Source organism: Acetobacter fabarum, assembly GCF_011516925.1.
Classification (GTDB): domain Bacteria; phylum Pseudomonadota; class Alphaproteobacteria; order Acetobacterales; family Acetobacteraceae; genus Acetobacter; species Acetobacter fabarum.
The window spans coordinates 27878-48353 of record NZ_WOTG01000011.1 but is presented as its reverse complement, the minus strand read 5'-3'; the positions used below and the strand labels follow the sequence as shown (position 1 = coordinate 48353).

Here is a 20476-nt window from a genome sequence, read left to right as displayed (position 1 = left end):
ATTCTGAATATTGGGAGAATTAATTATGTACTGGGTGATTTCTGGCCCTTCAGACAATCCACTAACGGGCACCATTATACTCAAGCAAGGTCAGACAGCGTGGGAACAGATCGCACCGTACTTGCCAGTTTTAACGGCTTTAGTGTCTGTTGTAGGCATTGGGATGACGTGTTTATTAGCCAACAGAGCTCGCGAAATTGCGACACAGCAGAAAAAAATAGCAGAAGATAAACTCGAAATTGATGCCTTTGATAAAATATACAACGTTGTACTTGCTTATGATAAGTTTTTCACCATACTTTTAACGCCTGCTTTGACAAAACAAGATATTAAAAGTGGATCTCAGGATTTCTTAGTTTATAGTACATATTATCATATTTTTTTCAGCAATAACCTTCATCATATATTTAGAAAAACATCATATTTACTATCAAAACTTGCTGATTTTAGAGATGAAAATTTAGATTTTGAATTATACTCAGCAAAAAAGGTAGCGATTTATGATGAAAAAGTTGAAGAAATAAATGAGGAATTACGTAAAATAAAACATATTTTGAAAATATTTCTTCCTGATATTCTAAAAAGAAAATCATACCCTCCTATTTCCACCATTTTCCCGGCATCACCTGATAAGCCTCAACCAACTGCTCCAGCAACAGATCAATCGCCCCCGACACCCTGAGTTTGTGGGTGCCTTTGGCTCCAGCAATAGCCTGAACACTCATCCCATCCACCATCATCTGGCGCAGGAAGGTCTCGCCCACCTGCCCCAGTGCTTTGCGCACATACTCGCACCGGGTTACGGCGGCTGCGCGGGATAGCATTATGGTGTGGGGGTCGGGCACGCCGCCTTTGCGGCCAGCCTCCGGGTCTCTGGCGCCAAGCACACCTGTCTCATAATCCCGCGCCCAGTGTTCGGCGGCGGCTACGTGGGCATCGGTAATGGTGCCAGCACGGCGCAAGGCATACAGCGCCCCGGATGACCGCAGGCGCTTTTCGGGCGGCAGGCTCTGGTGTTCCTGAACGTAAACTTCGGTTACGTCACCTTTGGCAAGGCGTTCCGGTGTGGCGTTGACTGTTTTGTGCACGTTGCTGCCCCGTGTGGTTTGGTGTACCTTCCTTGAGCGTCACGGGGTTTCTCATACGCATACAAACGGCGGCGCAGGGTGCAGGCTTCCAATTCCGCCTCTGCCCGCCGTTTTTGTTCCTGGGCAAGTGTCGCCCGCAATTCCTCAAATGCTGTTATCGGGTTGGACTTGCCTTCAGCCCGCAACCTCAGGTTTCGCAGGAGTGTTTCGCAGGCTCATGCCGCCACCGCCTCTGTGCCGCTGAAAAACTGCTGATAGGCTGCCCGGTCATACGGCACGTCTGGCAAGCCATGCTCTTGCGCCAGATCGGGCCACTGGCGGGTAACCGCGCCATAGTCCCGGCAGTCGGCAAAGGCTTTTTTCCAGACCTGCGTGGCCCGGCCCCATGCGTCCTCAAGCTGGCGCATATCCTCGGTTTTGTGGGCGTTTTCTGGCGGGGCCGAGGGCATGGCCTCCATAACCTGCTGCGCTTCAATGCCGCGCAGCACTTCATCCTCAAACACCTTCAGGCGGCGCGGTTCCTCGCCATTGTTGCGTATGGTGGCCTGATGCTTCTGAATGGCGGAGATTATGGTTTCTTCCGTTGCCCCCAAGCCCATCCAGCGGCGGGCAAACGAGATTGCAAAGGATACCTGGTCGCTCATGCCCGAAACCGAGACCATGCGGGCAGCAACCCGGCGCACCGAAGCATCGTCCAGTTCGGTTTTGGGTTTTTCGGTTTCGCCAGAAATAGAACCAGAAGAAATATATGTATCTCTCTCTAATTCTAGATCTATGGAAACCGGAGAAACCGAATTTTCCATAACCGAAAACCCATTCGGTTTTTTGTTTGGGTTTTCAGCAGCAGGTTTTCCACCCGCAACAGTAGCCACCAAAGGCATATGCCGCTGGGCCTGTTGCTGTTCCATTTCCCGCGCACGGCGGGCCCGGGCCTGCTCAGCACTCTCGCCTTTGCGCGGGCGGCCACCTGCCCCACCATTCTGGCGGGCGGTCACCACTTTGCGGCTCATGCCTTCCGGCAAATCCCCGCTTTCCTGCCACTGCTCCCACTGTGCATCGGCCAGTACCTTGCGGGCCTCGCGCTCTTCCTTGCGGAGCAGCCTAGCATAGAGGTGGGGGCTGAACAGCGCACCCTCATCATCCCGCGCCATAAAGCCGGACTGGAGGATGCTGGGCAGCGTACGGGCCAGCACATCGCCTTCCAGCCATGCCTGTGTTGCCACCTGCCCGTCTGCAAGCACTAGTTGGCCAGCGCGGAACACGGTTGAGCGCAGTTCCTTCAGCGCATCATGCAGGTTGGTCACAACCCCGCGTAGATCTGCGGGCATGGAGCGCAGCATTTTGAACGGGGTTACGGTTGAGGGGTCAAACTCAGCAAGAACAGGCCGCATCATCCAGCCTCCTTACCGGCAACAACGATAGGGCGGCTTTGCTCCTGTACCTTGTGAACAAAGGCCAGAGCGCGGTCCAGCAGCTGCTTGGCATGCATCATTTTGGGGGCGATTTCCTGCGCCTCCTGCCGGTCCACAACGCCATCTTCCAGAATGCGCATGGCCGTGGCCATGATGTCTCCCGAGGCAATGGCGTATTCGCTCATGTCCTGCCCAAAATCACCTGGGCCGACATGCAACGGAATGGCCGCATAACCCAACGCCTGCGCCATGGCATGCAACAAAAACGGGTGTTCCGCGCAGTGGTCCAGATCCAGCGCCACATCCAGCGGAATAACTGCATCCCGCGCGCGATTGGAGTAATCGGAAAACTGCGTGCGCCCTACCCTGCCAATACAGGCAGCGGCATCGATGCCGCCCACATGGGCAATAGCCTGCTTGGTGGCAGTTTTGATGGCAGGAACACACGCAGCGGAAAATGGCTGTTTCATGCCTTTTCTCCCTGCTTTTCGTCAGAACAGCCAAACTGCTCAACAGCGGCTAGGTGCTGCGCCAATAGGGATGCTTCTCTGGCATCAAAACCTATAGGGCCACATTGGCCCTGCAGCACTTCAACTCTGCTGGTGGCAGCATTGCCACTGCCACCAGCCTCATCCATGGTTGAGTCGTCCAAACCAACAACCGAGGATGAATTCCTATGGCTAACGATATCCCCACTACCCGTGAGGCCCTGATCTGGCAGATTGCTACCAGTATTGCCCGAAGCGAAGACAAATTCACCGACGGCATTTTCCATCACGGCAGAGGAAGGCTTGCAGACAGGCCTGTCGCAGACAGAGACTACATCCTTAGCGTTATCAAATTGGCGACTACTGCGGTTGATGGGAAATAGCTCTTCCCCATCATCTGATGTCAAAGGGACAACAATTTCCCCTGCAATATATTGGCGGATTGCCTCAGCAGTAACGAGTAACTGCCCTGGTGGGGCACCGACCTTCTGGTACAGTTTAATCGCCAGAGAAACGGCTTCAGCACGATCTTCAAAAGAGCCTTTATCTCCCGGCTTCATGCCGCCACTCCCTGCATAGGCGCAACACGGGCCGGTGTATTGCCACACCGGCCCGTACGCCTCACGATGAGGTTGCTAGACCGAACCACCGTGAGAACTCTTGAATGCAATTTCTGATTGGCGTTATCGCCATTATAGGCCTGATCTACTACGGCACAGGCTATCTGGGCGTATCGGACCATGCCCGCTTTAACATTGCCGTTTGGGGTGTGCTTGCTCTTGGCGTGCTGGGGGCCATTGGTAATGCCCTCAACAAAGTGGCTCCTCAGGCGCGCAGCAAAACAACCAAAGCCATAAAGGTCCCGACCGACCGAGCGCCGGAAGGACTCTCCCGCCGAACAGTCGAGGGCATCCGAGTTATTATCCGCTACATGGATGGTAGTTTGGACGAAACGGAGCGAACCATTCGGCCCGATCTGCTTGAATACACAACTGACCCTAACGGCATGGTCCAGATCAAATACATCCATGCATATTGCGAGATGCGCAAAGCTCCCCGTCTTTTCCGTTACGACCGGATCGAAGGCGCTTACAACGCCGATACCGGAGAGGTGATCAGCAACATTGGGGCGCTGTTGTGGGATCACCCCGGAAAGAGTTGATACAGCCAAACCATACAGCCGAACCGGGTTCGGCTGACATACAGAACCACCAGCAGCATGATTGGCCACATGAGAGACCATCATGCTGCCACTCCATTGTTATTCCCAGCCTCAAACAGCCAGTCGGCAGGTTTAACCTGCCCGCCTGACAACTCTTCAACCTTCAGGACAATGCGAAGAGGGACACTGCGCCGACCACTTGCGTATCCGTGCAAGGTCGTGACGGAGCATCCCAATTCCTTCGCCATGGAAGAAAGGGTAATTTTTTCGCCCTTGAGATACGCTCGTATATCCATGTCGGATTTTTTCGCACTGTGCGAAAATTTAATCAAGCGTAATTTCGCAAAATGGGTCTGATTAAGTTGTGCGCAATGCGCGAAAATAGAACCATGGCTGGCACTCAATTCACCTTGCATATTCATCTTCGCGCATGGCGTAAGCATCGCGGGTTGACACTAGAACAAACTGCGAACATGATCGGATCAAAGCCCAATACCATTTCGGGCTGGGAGACGGGTGGCCGTAAGGTGGATTTAGACGATCTTAAAAAATTGGCTGATGCCTACGGCGTGGACCCTGCCGCTCTCTTATTCGCACCTCCTGGTGGCCCAAAATTTGAAGCCATGAAAGAAGCCAGCAATTTAATCGAAGATATGTCCCCAGAACATGCCAAAGCTTGGCTAGAGCTGGGGAAAGCTATTGTTTCTAAAAAACCGGAAGCTTAATTTTTTTCGCATAGCGCGAAAAATTATTTGACAGAATATTTCGCATAGTGCGAATAACCCTCCATCACAACCCGTGATGGAGAAACCCCATGCCGAAACCGGCAGACCCAGCACAGACCCTGTGCGTGTCCTATGAGGACAACGAGCGCATAAGGCGTATCTGCATCCGTGTAGCCGAACACTCACGCGACGGGCAGGACCGGGCGGTCCGCAAGCGCATCTTCGACGTAACGGGAACCCTGCTGCGGGAGTGCCATCTGCGCGCTCGTCCGCTCAATCTGGACGCCATGGAGCGCGCCAATATTGAGCAGGTTCTGTCCGACCTCTCCCTACTTCGCAAAAACCTGAGCGTAGGCACCGGCTACTTCCCGCCGACCATCCGCCTGCGCTTCCAGCAGCATAATCAGGAGGCAGCATGACCTGCCCTTTAAGCGCGCAGCTTGTGGCCACGCGCCAGCGCAAAGCCGCGACCCAACGCAAGATCGGCCTGTTTCAGGCCATGGCCGATACCCTGTTCATCCGTGCGGATGAGCAGGAGCGGTGGCGGGAGGCCTGCGAGGCCAGCAACAACCCCGATGGCGCAGGCACATGGCAGCGCCTGGCCAATCATACCCGGAACGAAGCGCACGAATACGTCCGCCGCATAGACCTTCTGCAAGAGAACCTGCGATGAACAGCCAGTACTTTAACACCCACCGGGCCAAGCTGGAGCAGTTGGTCCACACCCACGCCCCCAGCGACCACGTTGCCAGCGCCATGCTGCAACACATCAAGCACATGGCCGCAGCCATGCAGGCGGAGGAAGCCGAGGCCACAACCCGCCTCCACCACGCCCACACTGCGCACCGCACGACAGCCGCGCGGATCCGCCAGTTCATTCTTGGTGAAATGAGGGCCGCATAATGACCGCCAACCAGATTGACCTGGAGGAGCTGCTTGGCACCAAGCAAGTAGTCATCCCCCGGCAGGAGCCACAGCGCATCAGGTGGGATAAGGCTTTGGGTAAACGCATCCGCCACCGCCGCACCCAACTCAGCATGAGCATGGACCGCGTGGCCGAGGCCGTGGGCTGCTCTTACCAGCAGGTTCAAAAATACGAGCTGGGCCGCAACGCAATCAAAGCCGCACTGGTGCCTGTGCTGGCAGAAACGCTGGCCGTGCCAGTCACATGGTTTTTTGAAAGTTCAGACGCATGAGCTCACAACTCTCTCAGGCCGAGCCATTGGAACAATTTCTTACCGCTAAGGAGGTCGCAAAGTGCCTAAAGGTTACGACTCGTACCCTCTACAGACGGATGGATAGTGGCAATTTCCCCAGACCGGTAAAGTTCAGCGAAAATTGCGTTCGTTGGAGGGAGCAGGATGTAAAAAGCTGGATATCAAGTCTTGAGATGCCCCAGGCTACAGCTTCATTAACCTCAGCGATTCGATGAATAAACACCCCCCCCCAATACCCCCGGCACCAAAAAAATATGGGGGTATTTTTGGGGGTATAATCTGCAAATCATAAATTTTTACCCTTATTAAACATTGCGCTAAATAATATGATCGACAGACGCCCGGACCTCCACTCCCCCTCAAAATGTTAAGTGTATGTTTCCAGCGCAAGTCGTTGCGTCAAAGGGCATATCAGCACTGGCTAATATCTTGGTGCAGATGTGTACTCGGGTGTGGCTGGCTAGTTGCTCCTTGCTATCCGGCTCATGGCTGCTGGAGTTTTCTGTACCGTGCCATAAGGCGGTTACGCCGGAGGCTGGAGAGCTTTTGCAGCCAGAACACGCCATCCAGTTGGTCAATCTCGTGCTGTAAGCAGACACTACGAAGGCCATCTGCCTCCCTCTCCTGCATATGGCCATTCAGGTCTGCATACCGGACCTTCAGCTTTGCGGGGCGCATAACTGTGGCGGATATGCCTGGCATGGAAATGCTGCCCTCTTCATTCATGACGGTATCTTCGGACAGCCAGATAATTTCTGGATTAATGTAGGTTTCCGGTTCATCGCAATCTGGCAGATCAAGAACAACCACGCGCTGGCCAACGCCAATATGTGGGCCGGTTATGCCTAGCCCCTGAACAGCGCGGAGTGTGTCCAGCAGGTCCGTTGCAAGGGGGCGCAATGTGCTGTCAAACGCGGTGACTGGCACGGCAACCTCACGCAAACGCTGATCGGGGAAAAGGACAACAGGCTGTACGGTCATGGCGTATCTTCTGACAGAATAAAGCAGTTCGCTTGCGGTCGGGCGTGACCTGTAGCGCGTTAGTATACACAGCATAAACCTTGGGAGCACAGCCCGGCTGGATTTTACAGGTGAACCGTTGTGTTCAAGAACGCGTTGGGGGCTTGCCCAATGGCAGATCTGTTGCCACAGTCCTGGAATGAGGACCAATAAAGTACTTATTCCCGAAATCTGGTCTTGTGCCTCTGGGCAGGGCGTCGCCTATGCCACACAAGCTGGATTGCCTGAGTGCCAGAAATAATGCAGCCACCTGTCTTTCATCCCGATCATGCCGATAGCCGGCATTCCTTGCCGGAGGCCTTCGCCAGTATCCGCGTGCCGAGGGATGATACCCATTGGATGCGGCGCTTTTTAAGCTACGTGGGGCCGGGGTATATGGTGTCCGTCGGGTATATGGACCCCGGCAACTGGGCAACGGACCTGCAAGGGGGGGCGCGGTTCGGCTACGTATTGCTGTCTGTTATCCTGTTATCCAATTTCATGGCTATTTTATTGCAGGCTCTTTCTGCCCGTCTGGGTATTGCAACAGGGCTGGATCTTGCTCAGGCTTGCCGGCAGCGTTTTCATCCTGCGCTTAATGCGTTGCTTTGGGTTGCCTGCGAGCTGGCTATTATTGCGTGTGATCTGGCGGAGGTTATCGGCACCGCGGTTGCATTGCAGCTGCTCTTCCATATTCCCCTGCTTGGCGGTGCGTTAATTTCCAGCCTTGATGCCTTGCTGGTGCTGTTTCTCATGAACCGTGGGTTTCGGTATCTGGAGGCATTCATCATTGGGCTTTTAAGCATTATCGCCCTGTGTTTTGCCGTGCAGCTTATAGCTGCGGCCCCTCCATTGGCGGCTGTGCTGGCAGGTATGAAGCCTTCGCTTTCAATCCTGACGAATAGCGAAATGCTCTATATTGCCATTGGCATTATAGGGGCGACCGTTATGCCCCATAACCTGTACCTGCATTCCTCCATAGTACAAAGCCGTGCCTATGAGCGGACGGAGCGGGGCCGTAAGGACGCCATACGCTGGGCCACATGGGATAGTTCAATCGCGCTTATGCTGGCCCTGTTTATTAACGCCGCCATTCTGATTGTTGCTGCCGCAGCCTTCCATACAACAGGGCATCAGGATGTGGCGGAAATACAGGATGCCTACCACCTGCTCTCCCCTCTTCTGGGGCTGGGGGTTGCTTCTACCCTGTTTGCGCTGGCTCTGCTGGCTGCGGGCACAAATTCGACCATTACGGGAACGCTGGCCGGGCAGATTGTGATGGAAGGGTTTTTGCATCTCAGACTGCCACACTGGGCGCGGCGGCTTTTAACCCGTGGGCTGGCAATTGTTCCGGTCATGGTCTGCATTGTGTTGTATGGTAACGCAAGTGTTGGTCAGTTGCTCATGGCCAGTCAGGTTGTGCTGTCCATGCAATTGCCCTTTGCGGTCATTCCTCTGGTTCTGTTTGTTTCAGACCGCAAAATGATGGGCTCTTTTGCCATTTCCCGCCCCTTTGCGGTTCTTTCCTGGTTTGTCGCCGGGGTTATTCTTATCCTGAACTTTAAACTACTTTACGACACACTCGCCCTGTAATGTCCGGAACAAGTCTGCTGGTATTCTGTACTATGGCCACAGGTAGAGGAATTTTACGTAGTAAGCGTTTGTTTCCGGCGTGTTGCGGCCTTCTATGGAATGTGCGTAACGCGCGGTAAAACTGATTGTCCGGCTGATATTGAACATAACGCCCAGCCCGGGGGCTATTTCCCGGCTGTTGGAGTTGCTCAGGTCTGAATGAATGCTCTGGTCATAAGTTCCGCCAACATTCTGCCAGTCAAAGGCAAAGTATGGCTCGATCAGTTTTGTTGCTTTCCAGCTAAAGCGTAAATTGCTGTAAAAAACGACGCCGGGCGAATAGCTATGTTGACCGGTTTTATGTTTTGTTGAACCAACAACAGTGCCTACATCGCCATCAAAGCTAAAATGCTTCCATTCATAATCAAAAATAATGCTCGATATATTGGCCCAGTACCCCGTGGCCAAAGTATCCCGCGTACCAGAAGGTGTTTGCAGGAATGTCTGAAAACCAAGAGTGCTGTGTGTATTGGGTTTAAACCACGCAGCAGGCCCCACAATGGTCCCCCCTAGCCCACCGTAATTTGTGCCGCCAGCCAGAGTATAGTTTTCAGATTGGATGACCTCAAAAGCAAAGCCAATATGCGGGAGCGCATCAAATGTGCGAAAATGCACGTATTTGGTAAGCCCGGACCATGTGTGGCTTCCTCCATGGGCCGGTACGCGCTGGCCGGTGCTGTTATAGGTGTTGCCCGACGCATTTCCATTCCCATACTGGACCAATACGTTAAATGGCTTGTAGTCCACAGGCAGGTCATATTCATGCGGGCCAATGATCCCCAGAGTAATATCCGCCGCATAGGCGAGTCCGGGTGTTAATAAAGGCATGCTGGCGCCACACAGACTTAAGGTCAGCAGGAGCCGTTTCGGCTTTTTGCCAAACAGCATGAGGGATCTCCATCAAGGAGGCTGCCGTTGTAAAAACAGGCGCAGCGTGTTGGGGTTATTGAATAATCAGTCCTGATCGCCAACCGTTACGCTGCATGGGGTTGGGCTTTTGAAAGAGATATATAAAATAAGCAGATATAATATAGTTGAAAAACGCATGAGTTCACGTGGCTGTGTCCTCAAGCTATAAAAACTGTCTCATTCCCGGAACAGAATGCTCAGAGCACGTGTTGTAAGAGACAAGCTAAGGCAGGGTTTTAAAAGGCTGGCCAAAATCCCTTGCAGCAAAATGGAGCTGCAAGGGGAAAGACGCTGTGACTTATTTTGCTAGCTTTATGAGTGCTGCATTTACGTCCGCTGCTTTTTCCAGTTGTGGCATATGACCGGTCTGGGGGAGCAGGGTTACGGGTATGGTATCCGGCAGGTTTCTGGCATCATTGGGTGAGATAATCTCGTCCGCCTCCCCCCAGATGATCTGGGCTGGCCCAGCAAAACTGGTCAGAACGGGCCTAAGGTCCTCCGCCTGCCTGCCATTGGGGAAGCAGGCTTTGGCAATTGTCTGCAAGCCCTGAAGCGCTCCATCCAGACGTTTGAAGCGAATAATGTCTTCAACCATCTTGCGAGAAATCAGGGTTTTGTCATGCACCAGATAATTCAGGACAAGCTCAAGGGTTTTGCGACGATCTGCGGAGATAAACCCGTCAATAAAATCCATATTAATACCCTGCCCCAAGCCCGCAGGAGCAATGAGGGAAAGGGACGCCACTTTTTGCGGGCAGGTTTTGGCAAGCTCCAGTGCAATAGCCCCTCCGAGTGAGTGACCAACAACATGAACGCTCGTTATTTCCAGCTTATCCAGCAAAGCCGCAGTTGTTGCCGCAAAGCCTGCGGGAGTTCCATCTCCCACATTTTTGGATGACCCTCCGTGGCCGGGGAGGTCAAAAGAAACGGTACGCCGGTCGGTGGAAAGAGCATTCTGGTTGAGCATCCAGTTGCCCAGGTCCCCACCAAAACCGTGGATGAACAGGACAGGCGTAGCATCGCCCTGCCCGGCTTCCTGCACACGGAGTGTCAGATCCCCAACGCTGACCATAATGGGTTCTGCGTGATCAGCCTGCGTGTCGGCAGCACTGTCGGATGAAAAATCAGCCTGAAACTTGGCAATGAATGCATCAATATCCGCATCGCTCACGGCAGGTTCGGCCAGAACACCCAAAAGAGCGCCTACGGGCAGGGTTTCTCCCTCCGTTGCAATCTGGCGGCGCAGCGTGCCAGAGGCCGGGCTTTCGTAACCATTGGTGATTTTGGTGGTTTCTATGTCTGCAATTTCCTGCCCGGCTTCTACCTGCGCGCCGGAGGGAATGTTCCAGCTTGTAATTTTTCCCTCGGTCATGGCCAGACCAAACTTGGGCATTGTGATTGGGGTGATAAGGTCTGTCATTGCTCAGGCATCCTGCTTTGCTTTTTTATAGGCCATGACGGAGCGAACCGCCGATTCAATGCGGGCAGCATCGGGGAGGTAGAGTTTTTCCAGCACGGTTGCGAAGGGGACTGGCGTGTGCGGGGGCACAACCTGGCGTATGGGGGCTTTGAGCGCGTCAAACGCCTGTTCCGCTACCAGTGCGGCCACATCGGTTGCCATGTTGCAACGCGGGCTTGATTCATCGACAATGACCAGCCGCCCCGTATCTTCCACACATTCCAGTATGGTGGCGCTATCCAGCGGGGATGTGGTGCGGGGGTCTATAACCGTGCAGCTTATGCCGTCTTTTTCCAGCCTGTCGGCGGCTTCGTTGGCAAAATTGACCATACGGCCAAAGGCAACAATGGTTACATCATCGCCTTCCCGCGTCAGGTTGGCTTCCCCGAACGGGATGGAATAAGGCTCATCGGGCACTTCCTCTTCATCATCATACATGACCTTGTTTTCAAGGAAGATAACGGGGTCATCGTCCCTTATTGCCTCGATCAGCAGCCCTTTTGCTTCGTAAGGGGATGAGGGAACAACAACCTTAAGTCCCGGAATATGGGTGAAAAGCGGGTAAAGCGCCTGACTGTGCTGTGCAGCCGCATTAAAGCCCGCGCCATACATGGCCCGGATAACCAGTGGTGTGCGGGCCTTACCACCAAACATGTAGCGGAACTTGGCGGCCTGATTCATGATCTGGTCGAGGCAGCAGCCTACAAAGTCCACAAACATCAGTTCAGCCACCGGGCGCAGGCCGGTTGCGGCCGCCCCAACGGCTGCCCCGATATAGGATGCCTCGGAAATGGGGGTATCAAACACCCGTTCGGCACCAAATTCGGTATAAAGCCCTTTGGTAACCCCCAGTACGCCGCCCCATGCGTCTACCACGCCAGCAGAACCACCCTGCCCGCCAGCAATATCTTCCCCCATGAGAATAACGCGTGGGTCACGCTGCATTTCCTGACGCAAGGCTTCATTAATGGCCTGACGGAAGCTTTTTTTGGACATGAGAATACTCCGTATTGCGCGTGGCTCAGTAAGAAACGTAAACGTCTGCCTGCAGGTCGGCAGGTTCAGGCAATGGGGCGTTTTTGGCGGCTTTTACGGCGGCCTCGATTTCGTCCTTCACGCTGGTATCAATGTCATCCAGTGCGGACAGGTCGAGCAGGCTGGTCTCTGTGACATGCGTGCGGAACTTCTGCAGGCAGTCACGCTCGGCCCTTTCTCGGGCTACTTCGCCATTAGCGCGGTAGGTCATGGCATCGCCTTCAAAATGGCCGTACCAGCGGGCCAAATGAACATGCAGCATCACCGGGCCGTGGCCTGCGCGCGCATGGGCTATGGCCTGCCCGGCGGCTTCATGCACGGCAAAAAAATCCGTGCCATCGCAGTCAAAATAAGGCATGCCAAAGCCTGCGGCGCGCGCTTTTTGTGTGCCTGCGCAGGCGTAGGATGCTCCCGTTGCCTCGCCATAGCCGTTATCTTCGCAGACAAAAACGGCGGGTAGCTGCCAGACCATGGCCAGATTCAGGCTTTCCAGCGTTGTGCCCTCGTTGGAAGCACCATCACCGTAAAACGCGACGGCAACGCCACCATCCTTGAGCACTTTGTGCGAAAGGGCAGCACCGCAGATCAGCGGTGGCCCTCCCCCAACGATGCCGTTTGCACCGAGCATGCCCAGAGACAGGTCCGCAATATGCATGGACCCGCCTTTGCCGTGGCATACCCCGGTTTTGCGCCCATAAATTTCGGCCATCATGCCCTCTACGCCAACACCTTTGGCAATACAGTGGCCATGACCGCGGTGCGTGCTGGCAATTGTATCCGTATCGCTCAGATGAGCGCAGACACCCACGGCGGATGCCTCTTCACCACAATACAGGTGAACAAATCCCGGAATTTCTCCGGTTGCGAACTCTACATGAAGGCGTTCCTCAAAATCGCGGATGGTCCGCATGGAACGGTAGGAACGCAGAAGAATATCGTGTGCAATCTGCATGTCTGCCCCCGGGCAATACTGCCGTGTGGGTTGGAAGAAATAACGGAATTATTCCGTCCCATTCCGCACGAAAAAACAGAGCGAAGCGGGTATGCGCTCAGTTATGGGGAGATATGCCAAAGGGTGAACCCAACGGATAATTCGGCTCACGTGTATTTGAGAAGGCAGAATGCGAAGTGTCGCATATCCGAAACGTAATACACGCCAGAGACATTTTTTGTGGATGGACAGGCGCACATGAACTCACTCATTTTGTCCCCCGGCGTGTGGTCCGGATTATCCCCCCTGCTCCGCAACTCGTGGCGTCGTTGCGCCGAGCAATATGCCATCCCCACGGATACAACGCTGGATACGGATATTCTGTGCTCGGCCGAACTGCGGCAGGCACGCGAGCGCATGGGCGTGACCATGAAAATAGCCGACCCGGAACTGGATCGGCTGCATGGTATTGTTTCTACGCTGGATTATAACGTGCTGCTGGCTGACCCGGCGGGGATTGTCGTCGCCCGCCGTGGTGCGCCACCGTTTGAAAAAGGGTGTCGCCGTTGGCATCTGTGGCCCGGCGCCAACTGGGCAGAAGCCGTAGCCGGCACCAACGGAATAGGCACCTGTCTGGTAGAGGGGCAACCGGTGACCGTCCACCGGGACCAGCACTGGTGCACAAAACTACGATACCTTACCTGCTCTGCCGTACCGTTTTATGGGCCTGATGGCTGTGTTGCCGGGGCGCTGGATGCCAGTTCCATCCGTTCGGACCCTTCTGGCCGTGTGGCACTGATGATGGAAGCCGTGCTGGTTGATGCCGCACGTAGGCTGGAGCGACGGAGTTTTCTGGAAGCCTTCCGGAACAGGACAGTCTTGCTGCTGGGTGAAGGGAACGGCATATCCCTGCCCATGATCGCTCTGGATGACAAACGCATTGTGGTAGGGGCGACCTACGCTGCCCGCTCCATGCTTGGAATAGCCAGCCCGGAGGTGGCAAGTGTCTGTTTTGATCTGGGGGCCAGAGCTGCCGGTGTGCCGGATTTTCAGGAGGCGGAAAGAACGGTCATAGAAGGTGCTCTGGCTATGGTGCAGGGCAAAATCGCCCCCGCCGCCCGCCTGCTGGGTGTAAGCCGCTCCACCCTTTACCGAAAACTGAAGAACCTGCCCCCTGCCCCGGCCCCCATAACCGGGTAGTTATGGGGTGCCCTGCACAAAGGGCAGGACGTTCTGGCAGATGACCAGTTCCTCATGGGTTGGTTCTACACGCACGCGGATTGCACTATCGGGGCTGCTGATGATGCTCGCATGGTTCTCATTGGCCTTATGGTCCAGCTTGAGACCCAGCCAGCCAAGAGCCAGGCAGACATCCTGACGTAAAAGGGCATCGTGTTCGCCTATGCCTGCGGTAAAGACCAGACCATCCAGTCCGCCCATAATAGCAGCAAGAGCGCCAACTTCTTCCACAATCCGGTAGGCGGACAAGGCAAGAGCCTGCTGAATATGTTCTTGCAATGTGGGGTCCTGCTCCGTGCCCATATGCTCACGCAGAACGCGCATGTCAGACGATACGCCAGAAACCCCAAGTAGCCCGGACTGGTGGTACAGGGTGTTGACCATAGTGTTCCAGTCCGCTTTTTCTTCCCGCAGCATGTAGAGCAGTACGCCGGGGTCTATCATTCCGCAGCGGCTGCCCATCATTAATCCATCCAGGGCGGAAAAGCCCATTGTGGTTTCAATACTTTTGCCTTCCTTTAATGCACACAGGCTGGCACCACTGCCCAAATGCGCCAGAATAGTGCGGCCCTTTGCCAATGTGGGGTCTATCTGGTGCAGACGTTGGGTTAGAAAATCGTAGGAAAGACCATGGAAGCCATACCGGCAGATACCTTTTCCTCCATACCGGCGAGGAAGCGGTAAAAGCCGGGCGATTTCTGGCATGGTGCGGTGGAAAGCCGTATCAAAACAGGCAATCTGGAGCAGGTTTGGCCGGTAAGCCATGATGGCATGGACCGGGGCAAGGGTTTGCGGCTGGTGGAGTGGCGCAAAAGGTGTCAGGGCTTCCAGTTGGCGCAGGATTTCTGGCGTAACCTGTACGGGAGCTAGAAAATCTGGCCCTCCATGCACAATCCTGTGGCCAACCCCTACAATGTTGTGCTGGCCCTGCTCATGGTCGGCCAGCCAGTCCAGAAGGTACTCGAGTGGTTTTTTCTGGCTGAGTGGGTAGGTTGCGCGGTCAAGACGCTGGTCGTTCTGGTCGGATGCGAAAAAATGGAATGTGTCCACATCATACTCAAGCCGTCCTTTGATCAGTTTTTGTATGGCCGGGTTCTGGCCGACCTGAAAAACCGTGAACTTGAGACTGGATGACCCGGCATTAAAAACAAGAACAACGTCTGACATGGGTGGTTTTCCGCAAAGCTGGGCGACTTAAAACGCGGTATTCTGTTGTGCCAGATGTCTGGCATACAATGCGCCTATCGCGGCGGATGCCAGACGGGCCTGCACGCTGTCTGCCCGGCTTGTCAGCACAATGGGAACCTTGGCACCAAGTGCTATGCCCGCAGAGTCCGCCTGAGCCATAAAGATCAGGTTTTTGGCCAGCATATTGCCTGCCTCCAAGTCCGGCGTGACCAGAATTTGCGCCTGCCCGGCTACGGGGGATGACAGGTTTTTTATTCTGGCCGCTTCTGGGTCTATGGCATTGTCCATACCCAGAGGGCCATCGAGTATTCCCCCTGTTATCTGTCCGCGTTCGGCCATTTTGCACAGGCTTGCAGCATCCACTGTGCTAGGGATTTTTGGGTTGATCACTTCCACAGCGGAGAGAATGGCCACTTTGGGCACTCCCAGCCCAAGCCCCGTATGCAGGTCTATGGCGTTCTGGACAATATCGCGCTTGGTTGAAAGATCGGGGAAGATGTTAATGGCGGCATCGGTCACAAAAAGCAGTTTTTCATAGCCTGGCACAGCAAGCAGAAAAACATGGCTGATCCGGCGGCTAGTGCACAAACCATTGGTGGGAGAAACCACGGCATGCATGAGTGTATCGGTGTGCAGGCTGCCTTTTATCAACCCCTGCACATGACCTGTCCGGGCCAGCTCCACAGCTTTTTGGGCGGCGGCTTCTGGTGTTGGTGCAGGTATGATCTGGTAGGGGCTTAGGTCTATCTGATTTTTGCACGCTATGGCCTGAATACGTGGCATATCCCCGATCAGAACAGGCAGGATAATCCCTTTTTGTGCGGCATCCAGTGGCCCTGCCAGAGCGTGGTCCTCGCATGGCCAGACAAGCCCGTAAGGCACCGGTTCATGTGCCAGGGCGCGGTTTATCAGATCTGCAAAAAGCTGGTGGGATGTTGGCTGGCGTGGTGGAGGCATGGCCCCTGCAAAAAGGGGGGAAGTGTGTCTCATATCAGGTATGGCCCGCTCCGTATGTTCCACCGGTTTTGCAACATGGCTGAAAAACGCGCCATTCGGCTACGTTCATCCTAATGAATAGGCGAATTGGGTATTCTGGCAGATACAAGATTGGGTGATGGCGTGCGGGCTGGTGCCGTGCTGGGCGGTGGGGCGCTGTCCACCACAATAACGGCCATTCCGGCAAGGGAGGATGGTGTTCTGTCTGTGCGTAGAAGAGCACGAAAACGCTTGTCGGTTGCGGCCTTGCGCTCGTATTCCACGTCCAGCAGGCCGTTTTTGTCGATATAGATATTCAGTGCCGCCGGGATACGAATACACCCGGCCGAAGCCATATGGCCTAGCTGGCGTTCCAGAAAAACAGGGTCGGTTGCGTGCATTTCCAGCCGTATGGGGCCTTGTTCGCGGCTGGAGAGCCACCCTTTTTCAGCAACCTGCCAGCCAAAATCCCAGACACGCATGCCTTTGGTGCCATTCCCCATGATCCCGTTTTCGTTTTTGGTGCCCTGTGCCCGGTAGCCTAGCCTTTCTGCCGTATTGGTAAAAATACCAACGGGCGTAATATAGTGGTGCTTACGACCGATTGTGCCGGTGGATATGCGTGTGCAGCCAATAATGGTCCACTCTGGCGTATCGGGGCGGGCCACAATAACGCAGGCACGTTGCACGGAGGGGTTGCGGTCTGCAACCACCACTGCCTGGGGTGTTTGAACAACATAGCCGGATTGGCTGATCTGCTGGCGTGCCAGGGCTAGCCATGTGTCTTTCTGGGTAATGGTTGGGGTAAATGCAGCGGGTACGTCTTTTTGGAAAAGAATCCGGAGCCGGTCTATTTCCGCTTGTACCTGCTTCTCATCCAACTCTACGACTGCTGGTGCTGGTGCTGGTGCTGGTGCTGGTGCTGGTGCTGGTGCTGGTGCTGCGTTATCAGGCACAGGCGGCTTGGCCAGAGGGGCAACAGACGCAGTCTTAACAGGGTTTGCCAGTGTAGCTTTGGCCTGCGGAGCCGCAGCAGGAGCTTTTTTGGCAGGCGGAGTATGCAGGGGTGCCGCTATGTCCCCATTGGGGAAAAAAACATGAGGCGAGGACTCCCCTACAGCCTTGGAGAGTTCTTCTGCAAAATCCGCACTGGCAGAATACGGTGCTGCCTGAAGAGTTTGAGCGGCAAATAGGCAGCCAAACATAATCGGAAAGATTAAATGTCTCGCCGCGTACACCGGGTTCTGTTCTCCTGTTTTTTAAGTGCTGGTAACTATGGCACTTCTTGCTGGCAAGCGGAATATCCAAGATGATGGGTTTATTACCACTATGCTGCATGCAAGGGCTGCGCTTGAGTTGAGCCTTGGCATTAAAAACAAGGCCAACTGAGTATATACAAGCGGGAGAACTGGCAGTTTGCCACGGGTTGTAGGCGGAGCTGGCCTGGACACCCCGGTGGCTGATCCGGCCGTGAACGAAGGCATCCCCTTCCCTCAGCAAACTCAGGTTGGGGCAGGTTGAATAGAACTTGCACCGGATTGTGACCTAAACACAACAGGATGATTTAACCACAGGTTATCCGGTATGGATGTTATTGACAGTAATTATTAATTGCATATACCTCCGCTATTCACATGATGTGGTGGAATAGACCTATGAGCCACATGACCTTGCTGGCCCGTTTTGTTAGGCCGGACATACTGCTATGTCAGCACCCGCTCTCCTGCTTTGCCGGGGTTCTGTTGTTTTGTGCGCAGGTGGCTGGTCTGGCCAGCAGGTATGCTCCGCTGCATAGCTGGGTGAAAACCGTGGGCGATTACCAGTTGTATGCCGGTTTGCCGCTGAAACTGGCGGATGGAGGAAAGTGATGTCTGCCCTGCTTCTGCTTGGCGCCGGAGGCTGCACTCTGCTGTGTGGAGTGCTGTTTTACCTTTCATCCAAAAACCAGCGTATTTTCACGCGTAGACCTCATGCACGGTTTTGCCAGTCTGCCGCCATGGGGTTGGGTGTGCTGGCGGTGTGCATGCTTGGAGGTGTGGAAAGCACGATGAGTGCCTGTTTTATGGTCGTGCTCCTTCTCATGGTGGTTTGCAGCTTTTTCCCGCTGGTTATGGCCATGCTCCAGTCTGGAAAAAACGGTCATGACTGACTTGCCGCTCACTAACAAGCAGTGGCTTGCCAAGCTGGTGGCAGGCATTGTGCCGGGAATAATGTTCTCCTTTGGCTGCATGGCGATAGTGGGGTTGCTGTGCGGCACCGCGGGGGAGCCGCGGACGGCTTCAGCCCAGTTTTTAATGTGGCTGGCCGTTCTGGTGTGGCTTGGCGTTATGGGGAGTTGTTTCCTGTTTCGTTCTGGCCTGCGCGCATGGGTCGTACTGGGCGGAGCGGCCATGCTTGTCTGGGGTCTGTTTGAAATACTGGCGAAAGTTACGACGGCATGAAAATCCGCCCCGATATTGTGCAGGTTTACCGGGAGGTTCATAGCTGGGTCGGTATTCTTTGTAGTCTGTTCCTGTTTGTGGCGTTTTATGCGGGCTCCATAAGCATGTTTGAACAGCCCTTACAGGTCTGGCTTACGCCCGCTCCCTCTCTGCCCCAACCAGTGGAACTGGCGGATACGCCCCAGCTTTTGCAAAAAGCCTTTGCCGAATACCCGGATGCAAGCAGCCATTATACAGTAGTTGTTAATCCGGATAACGCACGCCCTGCCCGTCTTATGTGGCCACAGGATCCAACGCATAGGGGCCACGGTCCGCAGGATTATGTGCTTGCCGCGCTCTCGCCTGACGGGGAGTTGCACACGCTTGTCAGCCGTCCATCAGAAATCCCTTTTTTTATTGACCAGTTGCATGAACAGATCGGTCTGCCTTTGCCGCATACGGCAGCGCGTTACACGATGGGGGGTGTGGCTGTAGGCTATTTTCTGGCACTGGTGTCCGGCGTGATCGCATTTTTGCCAGCACTCAAAAAAATGCTGTTTGCCCTCAGGTTCGGCAGTGCAACGCGCAAGGTCTGGCTGGACCTGCACAATCTTGTTGGGGTCTTTTCACTGCCCTTTCATTTTATTATTGCGGCAACAGCCGTTGTCTTTGCGTTTCACGAGCCTATTTTCGCCCTGCAAGGCAAACTGTTCCAGCAGGGGCAGCCGGTGGCACATGGTCCTGCGCAACAGCATGGTCACGCTGGGGATAGAAGCAAAGGCAACGGAACCCGTACCGTAAGCTTTGAAGGCCAGATGCCACCACAAGCCATTCTGGTAGAATTACAGAAGCAGGCCCCCGGATTTGTTGCCGATACGCTGGAGTATACAACGCAGTCAAACAGAGGAAAAAGCCGAACAACGCTCAGAATCACAGGGCATGATGAGCGTTACCCCACACGTGGAGCCTCGAATGGTTTTGCTGTAGTGGACCCGGCCAGTGGCAAGGTTCTATCGGCAGATTATCTGCCGGGCCATCAGTCTGCCGGATTTGCGGCACTGACCGCGTTTGTCGCCCTGCATTTTGGGAGTTATGGCGGCCTTCCCGTGCGCTGGGGTTACTATTGCCTTGGGCTGGGGGGGGCCTTTTTGTTTTATACTGGCTGCCGGTTGTGGATTATTGCGCGGCAAAAACGCGAACAGCAGGCCGGCAACCCGCAAACACGTGCCACATGGCTGCTTTCCTGCCTGACAACCGGATGTATTACGGGGTGCATAACAGGCATTGCCATTTTACTTCTATGCGCACCATTCTGGCCCTTGGGGGGCACTTATGCTCAGGCATCGCTCGTATATTATACGGTGTTTTTGTTATGTATGAGCCTGGCTTTTCTCCTGCGTGAAAACCAGCGTGATCCATTACTGTTCTGTGTGGCGGGGTGTGCCAACATTGCCATTGTCCCGGCCGTGCTTATTGCCATGGTCGAGGGACGAGCAATTTTACCCTCTCTTGGGGTTGGCATGGTGGCGCTGGTGCTGGGCTGCTTTTTGCTGCGCTCGGTCAAGCGGTCCACGTGCAGGCTGTCTGCCTGACCAGT

General features: G+C 54.6%; 27 protein-coding genes. 14 read left to right on the top strand and 13 right to left on the bottom strand.

The window, feature by feature from the left end; translation table 11 throughout:
- The first annotated feature begins 25 nt into the window (after positions 1-25).
- Positions 26-682: a hypothetical protein gene (locus GOB83_RS11545; protein WP_165926159.1), complete on the top strand. Its 657-nt coding sequence runs from the start codon at positions 26-28 to the stop codon at positions 680-682.
- Here GOB83_RS11545 and GOB83_RS11540 read toward each other — a convergent pair.
- The 4 genes from GOB83_RS11540 to GOB83_RS11525 form a co-directional block, all read right to left on the bottom strand.
- Positions 600-1088: a hypothetical protein gene (locus GOB83_RS11540; RefSeq protein ID WP_165926158.1), complete on the bottom strand. Its 489-nt coding sequence runs from the start codon at positions 1086-1088 to the stop codon at positions 600-602. The two genes, GOB83_RS11545 and GOB83_RS11540, sit on opposite strands and share 83 nt — an antisense overlap.
- A 215-nt stretch (positions 1089-1303) precedes the next feature.
- Positions 1304-2482 (bottom strand): hypothetical protein, encoded by a 1179-nt coding sequence (locus tag GOB83_RS11535; protein ID WP_165926157.1) that lies wholly within the window; start codon positions 2480-2482, stop codon positions 1304-1306.
- On the bottom strand, positions 2479-2970 hold the full coding sequence (locus GOB83_RS11530; protein WP_165926156.1) for a phage regulatory CII family protein: 492 nt from the start codon (positions 2968-2970) through the stop codon (positions 2479-2481). Before GOB83_RS11530 ends, GOB83_RS11535 begins: the two co-directional genes overlap by 4 nt.
- Entirely contained in the window at positions 2967-3548 is a 582-nt protein-coding gene (locus tag GOB83_RS11525; protein ID WP_165926155.1) for a hypothetical protein, read from the bottom strand. Before GOB83_RS11525 ends, GOB83_RS11530 begins: the two co-directional genes overlap by 4 nt.
- Before the next feature lie 104 nt (positions 3549-3652).
- On the opposite strand from GOB83_RS11525, the gene GOB83_RS11520 reads away from it, so the two are divergent.
- On the top strand, positions 3653-4150 hold the full coding sequence (locus tag GOB83_RS11520; protein WP_165926154.1) for a WYL domain-containing protein: 498 nt from the start codon (positions 3653-3655) through the stop codon (positions 4148-4150).
- Positions 4151-4230: 80 nt separating this feature from the next.
- Here GOB83_RS11520 and GOB83_RS11515 read toward each other — a convergent pair whose 3' ends face one another.
- Complete coding sequence (locus GOB83_RS11515) at positions 4231-4572, bottom strand: helix-turn-helix domain-containing protein (protein ID WP_165926153.1); 342 nt, start codon at positions 4570-4572, stop codon at positions 4231-4233.
- Here GOB83_RS11515 and GOB83_RS11510 point away from each other — a divergent pair.
- The 6 genes from GOB83_RS11510 to GOB83_RS11485 all read left to right on the top strand — a co-directional run bounded on the left by GOB83_RS11510 (position 4498) and on the right by GOB83_RS11485 (position 6307).
- Entirely contained in the window at positions 4498-4875 is a 378-nt protein-coding gene (locus tag GOB83_RS11510; protein ID WP_306309862.1) for a helix-turn-helix domain-containing protein, read from the top strand. The two genes, GOB83_RS11515 and GOB83_RS11510, sit on opposite strands and share 75 nt — an antisense overlap.
- A gap of 89 nt (positions 4876-4964) precedes the next feature.
- Positions 4965-5294, top strand: coding sequence for a hypothetical protein (locus GOB83_RS11505; protein WP_165926151.1), 330 nt, complete (start codon positions 4965-4967; stop codon positions 5292-5294).
- Complete coding sequence (locus GOB83_RS11500; RefSeq protein ID WP_165926150.1) at positions 5291-5548, top strand: hypothetical protein; 258 nt, start codon at positions 5291-5293, stop codon at positions 5546-5548. Before GOB83_RS11505 ends, GOB83_RS11500 begins: the two co-directional genes overlap by 4 nt.
- On the top strand, positions 5545-5778 hold the full coding sequence (locus tag GOB83_RS11495; RefSeq protein WP_165926122.1) for a hypothetical protein: 234 nt from the start codon (positions 5545-5547) through the stop codon (positions 5776-5778). Before GOB83_RS11500 ends, GOB83_RS11495 begins: the two co-directional genes overlap by 4 nt.
- On the top strand, positions 5778-6071 hold the full coding sequence (locus GOB83_RS11490) for a helix-turn-helix domain-containing protein (protein ID WP_165926149.1): 294 nt from the start codon (positions 5778-5780) through the stop codon (positions 6069-6071). The genes GOB83_RS11495 and GOB83_RS11490 overlap by 1 nt, the downstream gene beginning before the upstream one ends.
- The gene (locus GOB83_RS11485; protein ID WP_165926148.1) at positions 6068-6307 is read left to right on the top strand and encodes a helix-turn-helix transcriptional regulator; all 240 of its coding nucleotides are present in this window, start codon (positions 6068-6070) and stop codon (positions 6305-6307) included. The genes GOB83_RS11490 and GOB83_RS11485 overlap by 4 nt, the downstream gene beginning before the upstream one ends.
- Before the next feature lie 268 nt (positions 6308-6575).
- On the opposite strand, the gene GOB83_RS11480 is transcribed toward GOB83_RS11485, so the two are convergent.
- On the bottom strand, positions 6576-7073 hold the full coding sequence (locus GOB83_RS11480; protein WP_165926147.1) for a peptide deformylase: 498 nt from the start codon (positions 7071-7073) through the stop codon (positions 6576-6578).
- A gap of 279 nt (positions 7074-7352) precedes the next feature.
- Here GOB83_RS11480 and GOB83_RS11475 point away from each other — a divergent pair, with 279 nt between their 5' ends.
- A complete protein-coding gene (locus GOB83_RS11475) occupies positions 7353-8684 on the top strand; it encodes an Nramp family divalent metal transporter (RefSeq protein ID WP_165926146.1) in 1332 nt (443 codons plus the stop codon).
- Positions 8685-8714: 30 nt separating this feature from the next.
- Here GOB83_RS11475 and GOB83_RS11470 read toward each other — a convergent pair whose 3' ends face one another.
- From GOB83_RS11470 to GOB83_RS11455, 4 genes are all read right to left on the bottom strand, one after another.
- Positions 8715-9551 carry a transporter gene (locus GOB83_RS11470; RefSeq protein WP_242005844.1) on the bottom strand — a complete coding sequence of 279 codons (837 nt, stop codon included), beginning with the start codon at positions 9549-9551 and terminating at the stop codon, positions 8715-8717.
- A gap of 379 nt (positions 9552-9930) precedes the next feature.
- On the bottom strand, positions 9931-11052 hold the full coding sequence (locus tag GOB83_RS11465; protein ID WP_165926144.1) for an acetoin dehydrogenase dihydrolipoyllysine-residue acetyltransferase subunit: 1122 nt from the start codon (positions 11050-11052) through the stop codon (positions 9931-9933).
- A 3-nt stretch (positions 11053-11055) separates the two neighbouring features.
- A complete protein-coding gene (locus GOB83_RS11460) occupies positions 11056-12087 on the bottom strand; it encodes an alpha-ketoacid dehydrogenase subunit beta (protein WP_086646003.1) in 1032 nt (343 codons plus the stop codon).
- 25 nt (positions 12088-12112) lie between these two features.
- Entirely contained in the window at positions 12113-13078 is a 966-nt protein-coding gene (locus tag GOB83_RS11455; RefSeq protein ID WP_086646004.1) for a thiamine pyrophosphate-dependent dehydrogenase E1 component subunit alpha, read from the bottom strand.
- 237 nt (positions 13079-13315) lie between these two features.
- Here GOB83_RS11455 and GOB83_RS11450 point away from each other — a divergent pair, with 237 nt between their 5' ends.
- Positions 13316-14257 (top strand): helix-turn-helix domain-containing protein, encoded by a 942-nt coding sequence (locus GOB83_RS11450; RefSeq protein ID WP_095348812.1) that lies wholly within the window; start codon positions 13316-13318, stop codon positions 14255-14257.
- Here GOB83_RS11450 and GOB83_RS11445 read toward each other — a convergent pair whose 3' ends face one another.
- From GOB83_RS11445 to GOB83_RS11435, 3 genes are all read right to left on the bottom strand, one after another.
- On the bottom strand, positions 14258-15463 hold the full coding sequence (locus tag GOB83_RS11445) for an acetate/propionate family kinase (protein WP_165926143.1): 1206 nt from the start codon (positions 15461-15463) through the stop codon (positions 14258-14260).
- Positions 15464-15490: 27 nt separating this feature from the next.
- Positions 15491-16474 carry a bifunctional enoyl-CoA hydratase/phosphate acetyltransferase gene (locus GOB83_RS11440; protein ID WP_198912005.1) on the bottom strand — a complete coding sequence of 328 codons (984 nt, stop codon included), beginning with the start codon at positions 16472-16474 and terminating at the stop codon, positions 15491-15493.
- Positions 16475-16551: 77 nt separating this feature from the next.
- Positions 16552-17664, bottom strand: coding sequence for a L,D-transpeptidase (locus GOB83_RS11435; RefSeq protein ID WP_194301383.1), 1113 nt, complete (start codon positions 17662-17664; stop codon positions 16552-16554).
- Between the two features lie 450 nt (positions 17665-18114).
- Here GOB83_RS11435 and GOB83_RS11430 point away from each other — a divergent pair, with 450 nt between their 5' ends.
- The 4 genes from GOB83_RS11430 to GOB83_RS11415 are packed head-to-tail and all read left to right on the top strand — an operon-like array spanning position 18115 to position 20471.
- Positions 18115-18327 carry a hypothetical protein gene (locus GOB83_RS11430; protein WP_165926142.1) on the top strand — a complete coding sequence of 71 codons (213 nt, stop codon included), beginning with the start codon at positions 18115-18117 and terminating at the stop codon, positions 18325-18327.
- On the top strand, positions 18327-18608 hold the full coding sequence (locus GOB83_RS11425) for a hypothetical protein (RefSeq protein WP_086646011.1): 282 nt from the start codon (positions 18327-18329) through the stop codon (positions 18606-18608). The genes GOB83_RS11430 and GOB83_RS11425 overlap by 1 nt, the downstream gene beginning before the upstream one ends.
- Complete coding sequence (locus tag GOB83_RS11420) at positions 18601-18900, top strand: hypothetical protein (RefSeq protein WP_165926141.1); 300 nt, start codon at positions 18601-18603, stop codon at positions 18898-18900. The genes GOB83_RS11425 and GOB83_RS11420 overlap by 8 nt, the downstream gene beginning before the upstream one ends.
- Positions 18897-20471, top strand: a complete 1575-nt coding sequence (locus GOB83_RS11415) for a PepSY-associated TM helix domain-containing protein (RefSeq protein ID WP_165926140.1) — start codon at positions 18897-18899, stop codon at positions 20469-20471. The genes GOB83_RS11420 and GOB83_RS11415 overlap by 4 nt, the downstream gene beginning before the upstream one ends.
- The last annotated feature ends 5 nt before the right edge of the window (positions 20472-20476 follow it).